We start from the raw sequence: 15,424 nt of genomic DNA on the forward strand, positions 1-15,424 counted from the left end.
TTTCTTATTTTTGTGTGAGAGAGGCGTATAATAATAGAAAAAAAGGAGTGGTGTAGACATGAAAACAATCGGCTTAATTGGAGGGATGAGCTGGGAGTCATCTGCTGAATATTACAGACTTATCAATGAACAGGTTAAACATAGACTAGGGGGCTTACACTCTGCGAAATGTATTTTGTTTAGTGTAGATTTCCAGCAAATTGAGCATTTTCAAGCTAACGGTGAGTGGGACAAAGCAGGTGAGGTGCTAGCTCAAGCTGCACAAGCACTGGAGCGGGCAGGTGCAGACCTAGTCATCATTTGTACCAATACAATGCATAAGGTCATTGATGTTATCGAGCCTGCTATAACCATTCCTATTTTACATATTGCGGATGCGACAGCTAAGCAAATCAAAGAAGCGGGGCTACAGAAAATAGCGCTTCTTGGCACAAAATACACAATGGAGCAAGCGTTTTATAAGGCAAGGGTAGAAAGCTTTGGCATAGAGGTGATCGTGCCTGACAGCAACGACCGAATGGAAGTAAACCGAATTATTTACGATGAATTGTGTCTTGGCACCATTGTACCAGCATCTAAAACGTACTATAGCCAAGTGATCGAGGAGCTTGTACATGCGGGGGCACAAGGGGTAATTTTGGGCTGCACAGAAATCGGCTTATTGATTCAGCAGGAGGATGTCAGCATTCCGGTGTTTGATACAACGGCGATCCATGCACAGGCTGCTGTATTAATGGCGATTCAGGAGGAGGCATAATATGCAGGGAAAAGTAAGACAATTGGGCATTGAAATTGGTATGTTACCAGTTGGGCAGAAAAACTGCATCACCGATGTAGAAGGAGTCCAAGTGGGACATGTGACATTGGATGAGCCATTAGATCAGAATGGGGCCTATGCGTGTACAGGCGTTACAGCCATTTTACCGCATGGAGGCAATGTATTTCAGCAAAAGGTAACAGCGGCAAGCTATGTACTAAATGGCTTTGGGAAAACAACGGGACTTGTGCAAGTGAATGAACTAGGTGTACTGGAATCGCCCATTATGTTAACCAATACTTTTGGCGTACCAGCTGTTACACAAGGTACATTAAGCTATATGCTTGATAGGAATGAAGACATTGGACTGACAACAGGAACCATTAATCTCGTTGTAGGCGAGTGTAATGATAGTTATCTTAATTCGATTCGAGCTTGTCCAGTGACACCTGATCATGCCATAGAAGCCATTCGTCAAGCCTCTACAAAGACGGTACAGGAAGGCGCTGTTGGTGCAGGAAAAGGGATGATGTGTTTCGGTTATAAAGGAGGAATTGGTTCTTCCTCTCGCATCGTCAAAGTAGAATCAAATGAAGTGAACTATACAGTAGGCTGTCTAGTTCTTAGTAATTTTGGACAAGGTGGGAGTTTTTAGCTGAGCATTACAAAGTCTCAACTACGCAAAACCAATCTATCTTATCACCAACAGATGGCTCCATTATCATTGTCCTTGCGACAGATGCCCCACTAAGTAGTCGACAATTGACACGTGTCATTAAACGCTGTGGCATCGGTTTAGGACGGACAGGCAGTCATTTTTCACATGGTAGTGGTGACATTGTGATTGGCTTCACGACGGCACATAGTATTCCTCATACCGCTGATCAGCTTATTGAGACAAGAATTCAGCTTCGTGAGGATCATCCCATCATGAATCAACTGTTTACAGCCGCAGCGGAAGCGACTGAGGAAGCGATACTGAATTCGTTATCGCAGGCACAGACAACAACTGGCCGCAATGGTCATACTGTACAAGCTTACTCCTTTCATCAGGCATAAAAGAAAAAGCCATTGAAACAGCAAATGTGTTCAATGGCTTTTTTTAGGTAACCAAACAGGATTCGTTAATTTTTTAGCATGAGCGAGCTATAAGATGAATAAAATTCTTAATTAGAGGATATAAGTGTTTTTTTGACCCGTCAATTGCTGGAATATGTATCATTATAAGAATATATCCATTATTTTGTAATTATTCTTTTTTTATCTAGTCAATGATAGGGAGATGTGATAATATTCAACTTAAAAAACTGAATTATCTAACTATTTAAAGGGGGGTTCGGTTATTATTAATCTTTTTCAACCAATAGCACCCTCTCTAAATGGAAGCCCCTCGCCATCACCAGTTGTATGTGAAAACAATGAGCCGCTTATCCAGCTTACAGGTGCTCATCCTAGGGTATTTATGAAGCCAATCTACTATCAGCAACAGATTTCTAATAGTTTACGCGTTATTTATGTAAGAGAAGGTGTCTATGAGCGTTTGCAACAGGTATTAACATTATTACCTCAAAAGTATGGCTTATTACTTTATGATGGCTATCGCCCATTTCAAGTACAGCAGTATTTGTTCAGCCATTTTTCTCAGCAATTAGCAAAAAGGATGCCGCAGTTAACACCACAAGAGATTATGCAGGCGACCAAAAAATATGTAGCATTTCCAAGTAAAGATGCAGCCCATTTAGCCCCCATTTAACAGGGGGTGCCATCGATGTAACACTGGCTGATGTTCATGGTAAAGCCCTCGATCTTGGGACAGCGTTTGATGAAATGAATGAAAAATCAGCGACCCGTTATTTTGAACAGCATACGCAAGAAAATCCGCTTGCCTGTCAGCACCGACGTTTGCTGTATAACTGTATGACACGTGCTGGATTTACGAACTATGCGGAGGAATGGTGGCATTACGATTATGGCAATGTGGCATGGGCTAGACGTGTTTATGCACAGGTAGCTCATTACGGAGCAGTACACGCAACAATTCAAAATCACAATGTAAAGGAGTTTCGATTTCTATGAAAGTTTATATTAGTGCAGATATTGAAGGGATTACAGGTACAACCTCGTGGAGTGAGACCGAGTTAAACGCACCTGACTATCAGTTTTTTCAAAGACAAATGACGCGAGAAGTAGAAGCTGCCATTGAAGGAGCGATAGCAGGGGGAGCAACTGAAATTTTATTAAAGGACGCACATGATTCAGCCCGCAATCTAGACATTTCCAATTTACCAATCAACTGTAAAGTCATCCGTGGCTGGACATATGATCCTATGTGTATGGTAGCAGGTCTCGATCAAAGCTTTGACCGTGCTATTTTTATCGGTTATCACAGCAAGGGTGGCAGTGAGCGTAACCCACTAGCCCACACGCTTTGCACATACGCAGATGTCAAAATTAATGGCGAATATGCGAGCGAATTTCTGATCAATACGTATGCAGCAGCGTTACACGATGTGCCCGTGTCCTTCGTAAGTGGGGATGTGGGGTTGACAGAAGAGATTCAGGCGATAAATGAACACATTGTCACGTTTGCCACAAAGGAAGGCATCGGCAATGCGACGATTAGTGTCAGTCCACAACTAACCATAATGGAAACCAAGCGACTGGTAGAGTCTTCTATGAAGATCCCTCGTGCCGCATTACAGGTAACGTTGCCAGAACACTTTATGGTAGAGATTATTTATCGTGACCATACAAGAGCCTATCGCAATTCATTTTATCCAAATGCCAAATTCAAACCACATAATACCGTGGAGTTCTTGACCCATGATTTTTATGAGGTGCTGCGTGTCCTGCAATTTTTAACATGATGGAAAGGTCTAGTGGGAGCTTTTACATCAAGTGAGGATTTTATTTCTTGAAAGGTGAGAAGTGATCCATTTGGTGAGGGACCCGCTCCTGAAAGTGTGAGAAGTGATCAAAAAAGTGGTGGACCCGCTCACAAAGACAGGAGAAGTGATCAAAAGGTTGAGAGACCCGCTCATAATCACGTGAAAAGTGATCAAAAAATCGAAGAACCCGCTCACATATAGCTGAAAAGCGCTTAATCTAGTTTAACCCCACATAAACGGATAATTAAAAAGCAGTGGGACACGCTGTCTGAGTGGTTTGATAGTTGATAGAACCGATAATTTAATCTCATAACCGTGACAACGAGTATGTACCGTTGTTCATTTCATCGATAGATGGTCGATTTAGACAGACCTAGCTTATGTTTGAATGATCCTAGGGAAGGTGCAATCCATCCTACCAATAGGATTTTCATTATAAAAAGATGACTAGGGGGATGCTTGTGAGAAAATATTGGTTGCTGTTCGTATGTCTGGTCGTATTATTTTGTGTAGCCTGTAATGACAAGTCAGCGAGTGAAAAAGCATCAGAATATCGAGTGGTGTATTCAGGGGAAATTAAAACGTTAAATTATTTAAAGACGTCAGAAACAAATGAATTTGCGGTGGCTGCGAATATGGTGGATGGGCTCATTGAATATGACAACTATGGGGTGGTCCAGCCAGGATTAGCGAAAGAGTGGTCCTCGAATGAGGATGCTACGGTGTGGACATTCAAATTGCGTGATGACGCAAAATGGGTAACACATGAGGGCAAGGAATATGCAGCTGTTGTAGCACAAGACTTTGTGGATGGCTTACACTATGTGCTTGATGCTAAAAATGAATCATCGACAGCTTGGATTGCGACGGTGGTGAAAAATGGGGAAGCCTTCTATAATGGCGAGATGAACGATTTCAAGGAAGTAGGCATAAAGGCGCTAGATGAACATACAGTAGAATATACTTTAGAGGCGCCGACACCCTATTTTCTTTCTATGTTGAATTATGTTTGTTTCTTCCCTGTAAATGGCAAGTTCATTGCGGAAAAAGGAGAGGATTTTGGCACAACACGTGAAAACTTCCTCTATAACGGTGCCTATATTTTAGATAAATTTGAGCCACAAAATGAACGCGTTCTTGTGAAAAATGAAACGTACTGGGATAAAGACAAGGTGCTGATTGATCGTATTCGCTATAAATACAATAAAGAAGCGGCAACTGTGGCGCCTGAGCTGTTTTTACGTGGCGAAATCGATTCGGCTAGTATCCCTACCTCTATCATTGATGAATGGTTTAAAGATGAAAAGAAAAAATCTCAGGTTCGTCAAACACAAAATAACTTCTATACCTACTTTTATGCACTCAACTTCAACCCACAGTTTGACGCACAATACGAGCCTGATAACTGGAAAATCGCCGTCAATAATAAAGATTTCCGCAAATCCTTATTCCATGCGCTTGATCGTGTGTCCGCGATGCTAACGGTTGAGCCATATAATCCAGCAGATTTGTTGAGCAATACCATTACACCAAAAAACTTTGTTGATGTGGAAGGCGTGGATTATACACAACTAGCACCACTTACATCCATTTCCAATGAGGATTCCTTCAATAAAGAGCTGGCCCTGGAGTATAAAGAAAAAGCAAAAACGGCATTAGCGGGTAAAGCTACATTCCCTGTGAAAGTATTAATGCCTTATAACGCTGGTATGCCGGATTGGGCTAATCGCTCTCAAGTAGTCGAGCAGCAAATGGAAAAACTACTAGGGACAGATTATGTCGACATTATTGTAGAGGCTGGTCCATCCACAGGCTTCTTATCAGAGGTACGTCGTCCAGGTAAATTTGCACTCTTAGAGGCGAACTGGGGTCCTGACTTTGCAGATCCATCTACGTATACAGATCCTTTCACAGTAGATGGTACTTACAATAAACCAGAATTAGCAGAAGGCTATAAAGAGGCGAATGGAAAAACAACATATCAAAATCTTGTAGATCAAGCGAAAGAAACAATTGACACAGCCAAACGCTATGAGTTATTTGCGAAGGCAGAAGCATTTTTAATTGATGAAGCCTTTGTTATTCCCTATTCAGTTGGTGGTAGTGGCTATATGGCTTCTAAATTAAATCCATTCGAGGCACAATATTCGCCATTTGGTGTAACGGCAGAGAAATTTAAAGGCCAGCAAGTGTTAGAAAAGCCGATGAGTAATGAAGAATTTAAAAAAGCGCTTGCCGAATGGGAGCAAGAACGTGCGGAAGCACTAGCCAATGCTGAAAAGTAGTAGAATTTCGTAGATGAAAAGGAGATACCGAAAAGAATAGTCGGCATCTCCTTTCGTCTTTTTGACAAAGGAGGATGGCGTGATGTTGCAGTATATAGGAAAACGACTCTTACAATCCGTTTTAACCCTTTTTATTATCATCACCATTGTCTTTTCATTATTACGGCTAATGCCAGAGGAAGGCTATTTAGGAGCGGCAGCCGATAAAATGTCACCTGCTCAGCAGGAAATTTACTTAACAAATCTAGGCTTGCGAGACCCAATGCTCGTCCAACTGGGGAATTTTTACAAGAATTTAATGCAGGGGGATTTGGGCAAATCAGTGACTTATCGTACCGATGTCCCAGTAGTGACGATTATTGCAGATAAAATCACGTATTCTCTGCTCTTTGGTTTAGGAGCCGTCGCTTTATCACTCCTGATTGGTGTGCCGTTAGGAATAATGATGGCCTATCGTAAGGGACGTTGGTTGGATCGACTTGGGACAGGCTACATCGTATTTGTTGTTGCAGTCCCAGCAGCCGTTTATTACTTAGTTATTCAAATGTATATTACAGAACTCTTTCAATTACCGATGCTGTTTGATGAATACAGGCCGGTTACTTGGATTCTTCCACTTACGTCAATGGCATTGGCTCCAACTGCCTCCTACGCGATGTGGATGCGACGCTATATGGTGGATGAACTGAACAAGGACTATATTAAGCTAGCTAGGGCAAAGGGCGTAAAGGAGCGGACATTGATGTTCAAGCATGTATTACGTAATGCCTTTATTCCCATGGCACAATATTTACCTGCAACGATTCTGTTTACGATAACAGGCTCGATCTATATAGAGTCGTTGTATTCCATTCCGGGGATGGGGGGCTTACTTGTGGATGCTATTCAGCGACAGGATAATACGATTGTGCAAGGCCTAGTGTTAGTGTTCTCTTCCCTGGGTATCATTGGTCTTGTTTTGGGGGATATTGCCATGGCACTTGTCGACCCTCGTATTAAATTAGGCAAGGGAGGGGGTGTGCGTTAATGGGGATGTATACAGATGAAATCAATAATATTTCAAATAAATCGCGTGAAACCTTGTTTGAATTTGCTGAAGTAGATGCAAGGCAGGCGGAGGAAACGGGCTATTCAAATTATTCTTATTGGCGGTCTACATGGCAATCCTTTTTGAAAAATCGACTGGCCGTTTTTTTATTAGTTGGGGTGATCATCATTGTTGGCTTTACGATTCTACAACCCTATTTACCAGCGCAAAAATCACCAACTGAAATTTACTTGGATGAACAAACGGGGATGCAGGCACGTAATATGGTACCTAATGCAGAATTTTGGTTTGGTACGAATTCAATTGGTCAGGATTTATGGTCTCGTATTTGGGCAGGCACACGGACATCCCTCTTTATCGGCTGTGTTGTAGCTTTAGTGGAGGCAGTTGTGGGGATTACAATCGGTACGCTGTGGGGCTTTTCAAGGAAATTAGAAGCGCCTATAACACAGCTTTATAATGTTGTCGATAATATCCCCACGACCATTGTGCTCATTTTAATGTCCTATATCTTACGGCCAAGTATTTCAACCATTATTATTGCCATGTGTATTACGGGGTGGGTGGAAATGGCGAGGTTTATCCGCAATCAAATTGTTATTTTGCGTGACCGCGAATACAATCTAGCCTCAAAGTGCTTAGGCACACCTGATTATCGTATTATCCTAAAAAATCTATTACCTTATTTAATTTCTGTCATTATGCTACGCATGAGCTTAGCGATACCCTTTGCAATTGGGGCCGAAGTCTTTTTAACGTATATCGGCTTAGGGCTTCCGATCAGTGAGCCATCCTTAGGAAATTTAATTAATGAAGGACGTGTCCTTATGATGTCACCAGATCTACGTTATCAGCTTATTTTCCCAAGTATTGTACTAAGCGTTATTACGATCGCATTTTATATTATTGGTAATTCCTTTGCAGATGCAGCAGATCCGAAAAACCATGTATAAGGAGAGGAAGCGAGTGTCATTGAAAAAATCCCGCATATTAGGCATTCAAAATTTAGTGATTCAGTTTACGCTACGTGGTCGAGTTTTAACAGCGATTCGCGATATTTCACTCGACCTCTACAAGGAGAAAGTTTAGCCATTGTGGGCGAATCAGGTTCGGGTAAATCCGTGCTGATGAAATCCATTATGGGCTTGCTTGATAAAAATGGTCGCATTAAGCAGGGACAAATTATTTACAATGCACAGGATTTAGGCAAGTTCACAACAGAGCAAGAATGGCTAGGGATTCGTGGCAAGGAAATAGCGATGGTGACACAGGATCCGATGACATCGTTAAACCCGCTCAAAACCATTGGAAAGCAAATTGAAGAATGTGTGGTTATGCATCAGGGCTTAAGAGGCAAGGAAGCCTATGCGGAAACACTAAAACTGTTATCAGATGTCGGCATTATCGATGTGCAAAAGCGCTATAAGCAATATCCGCATGAATTTTCAGGAGGGATGCGTCAACGTATTGTTATTGCGATTGCGATTGCCTGTAAGCCGAATATTTTAATATGTGATGAGCCCACGACAGCTTTGGATGTAACCATTCAGGCACAAATTTTACAGCTCTTAAAAAGTCTTCAGCAAAAATACGGCTTAACAATCGTCTATATTACGCATGATTTAGGCGTAGTCGCAAAAGTGGCTGACCGTATTGCCGTGATGTACGCGGGCGATGTCATCGAGGTTGGGAAAACACATGAAATTTTCTTTCATAGTAAGCATCCTTATACGTGGGCGCTTATTTCCTCTTTACCACAACTTGGCTCAAAGGGAGAACAATTGTATTCCATTAAGGGCACGCCTCCTAATCTATTTCAAGAAATCAAAGGTGATGCTTTTGCGCCACGCAATCCATATGCACTAAAAATTGACTTTATCGAGCGACCTCCTTTTTTTCAGGTCAGTGATACCCACTATGCTCGTACATGGTTATTAGACCCACTTGCACCAAAGGTAGAGCCTCCAGCAGCCTTACAAGCATTTTTTGCAGAGGGGAGGCAGTATGCGAATGACTGATAAAGAGGTGCTTGTAGAAGTAAAAAATTTATCTGTTGTTTTTGGCAAAGGAAAAAATAAGTTTACAGCCATTGATGATGTCAGCTTTCAAATTTTTAAAGGCGAAACATTTGGCATTGTAGGTGAATCAGGCTCAGGGAAGACAACGATTGGTCGAGCGATTATGCGCATCAATGAGGTCACAGAGGGACAAATTTTGTACCATGGCAAAAGTATTCAGGGGAAAATTCCTAAAGATTGGGATAGAGAAATTACGCAAAAAATCCAAATGATATTCCAGGACCCTATGGCATCTCTAAATGAACGAGCAAAAGTAGATTATATTGTCTCAGAGGGCTTATACCCTTCGAAAAAATATAAAGATGAGGCAGATCGGCAACAAAAGGTGCACGATGCGTTATTGAACGTTGGGCTACTTCCAGAGTTCTCAAGCCGCTTTCCACATGAGTTTTCAGGAGGTCAACGCCAACGTATTGGTATTGCTCGCGCGTTAGTGATGGAGCCAGAGTTTATCATTGCAGATGAGCCAATATCCGCCTTAGACGTCTCCATTCGAGCGCAAGTATTAAATTTATTAGCAAGCCTTCAACAGCGAAATCATTTAACGTATTTATTTATTGCCCATGATTTATCGATTGTCCGTTTTATTACGGATCGTACGGCGGTCATTTATAAGGGAAAGATTGTAGAGCTAGCGGAAACAGAAAAGCTTTTTGCTCATCCGCTACATCCTTATACAAGGGCTTTGTTATCAGCAGTACCAGAGCCAAATCCCTATAAGGAGCGGGAGAAAGTTGTAGAAGTGTATGATCCGTCACAGCATCGTTATGATGAAAATCCCCCCTCATTTGTGGAAATAGAGGAAGGTCATTTTATTTTAGCCAATGAAGAGGAACTTGCCCATTATCGTACTTCTTTGAAAAGGGAGGAAAAGATATGATTTGTCCAAAGGCATTGAAAAAGGGTGACACAATTGGTCTTATTAGTGCTTCTGGAGCAACGCCACCCGAAAAGCTGCAACCTGCTATTGCTAGTATCGAAAAGCTAGGGCTCAATGTAGTCGTTGGGGAGACCTGTCACGCAAGACATGGCTATTTAGCAGGCACAGATGATTTACGGGTAGCAGATGTTCATCGTATGTTTGGTGATCCAATGATTGATGGCATTTTTTGTATACGTGGGGGCTATGGAGCGACGAAAATTCTAGCCCAATTAGACTTTGACTTGATAAGTGCCAATCCAAAAGTATTTGCTGGCTATAGTGATGTGACCGCTCTACATATAGCTTTTAATCAGCTATGTGGCTTTGTAACCTATCATACGCCGATGCCATCCACAGAATTTATTAGACAGGAGATGGATGACTATACTTGGCAGTCGTTCATTCAGCTGATTATGGAGAATGAAAGAAAGGCGTACTACTTAAATAATCCTTCTCACCAGCCCATGTCCACACTGGTTCCTGGGAGCGCTTCAGGTCAACTCATCGGTGGCAACTTAACATTAGTGACAGCTTCACTTGGCACACCCTATGAAATTGATACACGAGGTAAGATTCTGTTTTTAGAAGATATCGATGAAACGGAGCAACGGGTGGATCGTATGCTGACACAATTAAAACTGGCAGGAAAGCTAGATGACGTGGCAGGCATTTTATTGGGCGCTTGGACAAATTGCGAACCTGAAAATCCCGAGAAGCCAGCACACAGCTTATCATTACAAACTATTTTTCAAGAAATTCTAATGCCTTTAGGGAAGCCTATTATTGCTGATTTGGCATGTGGTCATTGTTTACCAACGATGTCGCTTCCTTTAGGAAGAACCATCAAGATGGATGCGGACAATCAGCGTATCCATTTAGTTGGATAGGTGGTCTATGGAGCAGAGAATTACGACACTTATTCAAGAATCGCCCTACAAGGTACATTTGTTTATTAAAAATTTAACAACGAATCAGTTACTCATTGGTCATCAGCTAGAGGCTTCATTTTCAAGTGCTAGTTTAATCAAAGTGCCGATTCTGTTAGCCTTGCTCTCACATATAGAGAAAAACAAATTATCACTTGATTCTACGCTTATGATTTCACCAGCTGATTGGGTGGATTTTAGTGTGATTAGTGAACAAAGGCTTACACAAAGCACTTTCTATGATCTGCTAGTATGGATGATTATTACAAGCGATAATACAGCCACGAACGTCTTAATCAATGTAGTTGGCATGGCATATTTGAATGACTATTTTCAGCATATCGGTTTACAGGATACATTGCTACAGCGAAAAATGATGGATGTGGATCGGCTAGCAAAGGGCGTAGATAATCGCACATCAGCAAGGGATATGGCGCATCTTTATACACGTATCTATCAGCAAGAGCTTTTATCGCCTCCTTACAATAAGCTAGTCATTGATATTTTAAGCCGTCAGCGTGTACATGACTCCCTAAAGCGTTATCTAATAGATGATGTGAGGCTGGCACATAAAACAGGCGGACTGGATACCATCGATCATGATGTAGGGATATTTTACACGAATGCAGTCGATTATAGTATGGGTGTTTTTATAACAAATGTAACGGACAATGATCAGGCGCGCCAACTCATTGGTCGTCTATCGAAAGTTGTCTATGACCAGCTAGTGAAGCGGAAGGGGAGAAGGATGAAGGCTATCGTTACAGCCATGATTGCTAGCCTGCATGCCATGCCAGATAAAGCTTCTGAATTAGTCGATGAAGTGCTTTATGGGATGACCGTCGAGATCATCAGGGATGTCAATGACGCATGGGTTTCTATTCGAACGGCCTATCGTTACGAGGGGTATTGTCAGAAGGCAGATTTACTACAAGAGGAGGCTCTTGCGTCTACATGGCAACAAGAGGCACAGTATGTAATCTGTCAAAGCTTTGCAGATGTTTTGCAGCAGCCACGTATTCAAAGTACAAAGCTGCTAACGCTTGTTAGAGGCTCTTCCATTCGTGTCATGTCAGACGATGCAGTACCTGAAGAATGGTCAGCCGTACAGCTAGTGGCAGGGCAAATAGGGTACGTTCGAACAAAATGGCTACAGCCTAAAATAACAGTACAGTCATTATCAGAGAAGCAGTTCCGAGAAAATGTGGTGGACACAGCGCTTAGCTATTTAACGGCTCCTTATCGATGGGGTGGCAAATCGCCAGTAGGTATTGATTGCTCTGGTCTATGTTCGATGGCCTATATGTTAAACGGTGTCTATATTTATCGTGATGCCCGAATAGTAGAGGGCTTCCCTATCGTTAACATAGACCAAGACCAAATGCAGATGGGTGATTTAATCTATTTTCCAGGCCATATTGCTTTATACATGGGCGATGATTTGTATGTCCATTCATCGTTAGGTGGGAATGAAGTAACGATTAATAGTTTAGATGCCAAACATCCCCTCTATCGACAGGATTTGGCCACGACCATACTAGCAGTAGGTACTTTATATAACTCACAGAAGGACTAGTTAAGCTTTTTTAAAGGTCAGTCCCATTTTGAGGATGATAAATGTACTGAGATGGACCAGTACTAACACGATGAACTGCCATAGCCCAATTAAAAATGTACTCATGCATAAATCAAAGACTGCTTCACCTGGAGGCATATCTGGATAGGGCTCTAGTTGCCCGTAATGCCACACAAAATAACAGGCTATAGAAGTGGCCTGTCCGGCATAGATAAAGCTCCAATGGATAGAAGCTGCTACTCTTGGCCAACTACAACATAGTAAGAGGTTCGATAAAATAATAAGAGTGGGCAAAATAATAAGATAAAAGGAACCCTCTGCTATTTTTGTTATGAAATATAGGTTGTAGCTAAGCTGAATCAATGGCAATAGCACAAGGTTAACGGCGAGAAGACTGAGCAATTGTGTACGCTTCACTGTGTTCCTATCCTTTCCGTATTTTTACACTAAGACGTTTTGACAAACGAATTAGTTTCATGAGAAAAAACGTCCATACTCCTAGATGAGTCATGGACGTTTTGTGTTAATAATGATAAATATTGAGTTGCTGGCCTGCTTCAAGTCGTTCTGTTCGAAGCTGATTCCATTGTTTAAGTGATGTCACTTTCACATTATAGGCTTCGGCAATCTTCATAAGTGAATCGCCATCAGCCACCGTGATGGTTTTCTTATCTTTTACAGGACTATCATATTGTTGAAGGTCATATTTTGCGATCAATGTATTTAATTTTTCATTGTAAGCCGAATCAGTTGCATAGGAGCCTGTTAAAAACTTGGTCGCATCTGTATAGGTAGTTGTGTTGCTTTTGAAAACGCCTGCGTAAAAATCTTTATTCCATGAAACGCCATTACGCATTAATTTTACATAATCCTGCATGGATGCTTCATAGGAAGGGTATTTGCGGAAGTCAGCCATGATGGTAGAAAGGTTGCCTGACCCATCATCCTCTGTGGTTTCGAGTGTGACGGAATTATTTTGGTAGCTACCTTTCATTCCAAAAAGATTATAATTAGGGGCAGAGCCAAGTCCACTTTGCCCATGCTCACTTTCTAGAATCGCCTGGGCTATCATCACGGATGCATATAAGTCATTGTCAGCACCAAGATCTCGTGCGGTCTCTGCAATCTCACCGATAAACTCTTCCACACTTGGACGATCATCAATAACCACAGACTCTTCTCTTTCAGTCGTATTAAATAACTGTGTCACCATATAAAACGAAATACAAATAACAACAACGGCAATCATAAGTCCTTTAAAAAAGTTTAGCACGTATTTCATTGTAGCTGGATGTTGGTCGTGACCACATCTCCCTCCCTTCTATTAAAAGTTTAGCTATCTCTCATTATTACAGAGAGTGAAAGAGATGTATAGTTGAATAGACTTCATCATTAATAGAACGTTTCTTGCCTTAATTAGTTCCTAAATCTATCTTAAAATTCTGAGACATAAATTGTTTGAATCTCTCAAAATATCGCTCAGACGCTTCCCATTGAGTTGTGTTTAAATAAGATAGCTCTTGTCGACCAAGAACGTTAGGAGGCTGATAGTGGCGAGCAACATAGGATTGATTTTCGAGCGTATAAAAATAATACGCTTCATCAGGCGTCATAATTTCAATGCGAGCATGTATCCTATCGCCTTCATCATCCAAATAGGTTTGACGGAAGCTATAGCATTTGGAACCATCCCACAATCCATCATGTTCATCGTCTAAATCTAGAATCGCAGGATGCTGGAGAATTTGTTGTACATCTCGCACCTCGATACTATGCAAGTAAAGTTCTGCTACATTGATGCAGGTTAACAACATCAGCCAGTGCTGTTGTAAATCCACTAAATCCTCCTGGGAAGATGCTGTAATATCCCACCATTCAGCTTCTTCATCTAGTGTTTTTGTCAAGAGAGAGACGGATTGATCCTCATTAAGCCAAATAAAATAATGACACTGCGAGGTCAATATATAAATACTATCATTGCGTACATCTCCATCAGCATTGGTATGTGCGCGTTGGATCATAAAATAAACATCCTGTTCCGTCAAATCGAAAGAAGGTTTGTCAGGTGTCATCAGAATACACGAAGTCAGTTTCAGTATGTTTTCCGCATTGATCGAATGGTGCGTGAAATAAATAGGAGCTGCTATTGTCCTTTGAGGAACGCTTGTAAATTGAGTGAGTGCAGAACACCCTTGTTTTAGAATTTCCACGAGTGAAGTGAAGGAAAAGCCGATGTCATCCTCATCCTCAGGTAAAAATATCTCGTCTACTAATACATCTTCAATACGGATAGGGAGCTCCTGAAAAACGCCATCTCCGTGCCATATATTTACGATACAAGGAATCGACTTCTGACCCTTTACGTTGATGCGATACTCATCATCCTGAACCAATATTGCTGCCTGAAGATTGCCATTAACGATCGTTTCGCCATGGTTGTAGGAGCCACATAATATATTCTCGACTGTCAGATGCCCGTGCACATAGATTTCCTGACCACCTACAGCTATATTTTTAGCGAGTACATTGCCCATCACTATCAGTCCAATTGCCCCATCTGTCTCTAAATTATAGAGGGTGTCTACGGTTAGATGACCATTGATGAAAATGAGAATGGTCTTGTCCTGTTGTGGGAATGGCATATCCCAGTCCAAATCAAGAGAGGGAAGTGTTAAATCCCCCTCATAGTACGCTACTAGATCATCTTCACTAAAATCCTTGTAAAACTTTGCCCACCAAGAGTCTGCTGGAAACCTTTTTGCTAGTTGTGAAATCGCCAAAAACTGAAAGCCATTATGCATAGGTCACGACCTCTCTACTACAATTTTTATTATTTTCTCACAGCTAGTAATTGGCAGTCAATTTCATAGAATGGTAGAGACAAGAATAATTTCATAGAAAATGGTATTATTAACCTTTAAAACAATAAGTTGAAAGGGCGTTT

At 41.5% G+C, this 15,424-nt stretch carries 13 protein-coding genes and 2 pseudogenes; 12 read left to right on the forward strand and 3 right to left on the reverse strand.

Annotated elements, in window-relative coordinates; translation table 11 throughout:
* The first annotated feature begins 58 nt into the window (after positions 1–58).
* The 12 genes and pseudogenes from NP781_RS07010 to NP781_RS07065 all read left to right on the forward strand — a co-directional run bounded on the left by NP781_RS07010 (position 59) and on the right by NP781_RS07065 (position 12,480).
* Complete coding sequence (locus NP781_RS07010; protein WP_257521841.1) at positions 59–757, forward strand: aspartate/glutamate racemase family protein; 699 nt, start codon at positions 59–61, stop codon at positions 755–757.
* A gap of 1 nt (position 758) precedes the next feature.
* A pseudogene (locus NP781_RS07015) lies at positions 759–1,816 on the forward strand (P1 family peptidase).
* A gap of 403 nt (positions 1,817–2,219) precedes the next feature.
* Positions 2,220–2,510 (forward strand): M15 family metallopeptidase domain-containing protein, encoded by a 291-nt coding sequence (locus NP781_RS07020; RefSeq protein ID WP_257521842.1) that lies wholly within the window; start codon positions 2,220–2,222, stop codon positions 2,508–2,510.
* Positions 2,511–2,533: 23 nt separating this feature from the next.
* Entirely contained in the window at positions 2,534–2,833 is a 300-nt protein-coding gene (locus NP781_RS07025) for a M15 family metallopeptidase (protein WP_257522506.1), read from the forward strand.
* Positions 2,830–3,624 (forward strand): M55 family metallopeptidase, encoded by a 795-nt coding sequence (locus NP781_RS07030; RefSeq protein ID WP_004229439.1) that lies wholly within the window; start codon positions 2,830–2,832, stop codon positions 3,622–3,624. Before NP781_RS07025 ends, NP781_RS07030 begins: the two co-directional genes overlap by 4 nt.
* A gap of 476 nt (positions 3,625–4,100) precedes the next feature.
* Entirely contained in the window at positions 4,101–5,930 is a 1,830-nt protein-coding gene (locus NP781_RS07035; protein ID WP_257521843.1) for a peptide ABC transporter substrate-binding protein, read from the forward strand.
* 82 nt (positions 5,931–6,012) lie between these two features.
* Positions 6,013–6,957, forward strand: coding sequence for an ABC transporter permease (locus tag NP781_RS07040; protein ID WP_221680810.1), 945 nt, complete (start codon positions 6,013–6,015; stop codon positions 6,955–6,957).
* On the forward strand, positions 6,957–7,931 hold the full coding sequence (locus NP781_RS07045) for an ABC transporter permease (protein ID WP_257521844.1): 975 nt from the start codon (positions 6,957–6,959) through the stop codon (positions 7,929–7,931). Before NP781_RS07040 ends, NP781_RS07045 begins: the two co-directional genes overlap by 1 nt.
* Positions 7,924–8,996, forward strand: a pseudogene (locus NP781_RS07050) (ABC transporter ATP-binding protein). Before NP781_RS07045 ends, NP781_RS07050 begins: the two are co-directional and overlap by 8 nt.
* A complete protein-coding gene (locus tag NP781_RS07055; protein WP_257521845.1) occupies positions 8,989–9,936 on the forward strand; it encodes an ATP-binding cassette domain-containing protein in 948 nt (315 codons plus the stop codon). Before NP781_RS07050 ends, NP781_RS07055 begins: the two are co-directional and overlap by 8 nt.
* On the forward strand, positions 9,933–10,865 hold the full coding sequence (locus NP781_RS07060; RefSeq protein WP_257521846.1) for a S66 peptidase family protein: 933 nt from the start codon (positions 9,933–9,935) through the stop codon (positions 10,863–10,865). Before NP781_RS07055 ends, NP781_RS07060 begins: the two co-directional genes overlap by 4 nt.
* A gap of 7 nt (positions 10,866–10,872) precedes the next feature.
* Positions 10,873–12,480, forward strand: coding sequence for a serine hydrolase (locus NP781_RS07065; protein ID WP_257521847.1), 1,608 nt, complete (start codon positions 10,873–10,875; stop codon positions 12,478–12,480).
* On the opposite strand, the gene NP781_RS07070 is transcribed toward NP781_RS07065, so the two are convergent.
* The 3 genes from NP781_RS07070 to NP781_RS07080 all read right to left on the reverse strand — a co-directional run bounded on the left by NP781_RS07070 (position 12,481) and on the right by NP781_RS07080 (position 15,281).
* Positions 12,481–12,897 (reverse strand): hypothetical protein, encoded by a 417-nt coding sequence (locus tag NP781_RS07070; RefSeq protein WP_221680817.1) that lies wholly within the window; start codon positions 12,895–12,897, stop codon positions 12,481–12,483.
* Positions 12,898–13,003: 106 nt separating this feature from the next.
* Positions 13,004–13,729, reverse strand: coding sequence for a glucosaminidase domain-containing protein (locus NP781_RS07075; protein ID WP_237900279.1), 726 nt, complete (start codon positions 13,727–13,729; stop codon positions 13,004–13,006).
* 163 nt (positions 13,730–13,892) lie between these two features.
* Positions 13,893–15,281: a hypothetical protein gene (locus NP781_RS07080; protein ID WP_257521848.1), complete on the reverse strand. Its 1,389-nt coding sequence runs from the start codon at positions 15,279–15,281 to the stop codon at positions 13,893–13,895.
* Between the last annotated feature and the right edge of the window lie 143 nt (positions 15,282–15,424).

This window comes from Lysinibacillus sp. FN11, from assembly GCF_024628845.1.
In the GTDB taxonomy this organism is placed as follows: Bacteria; Bacillota; Bacilli; order Bacillales_A; family Planococcaceae; genus Lysinibacillus; species Lysinibacillus capsici.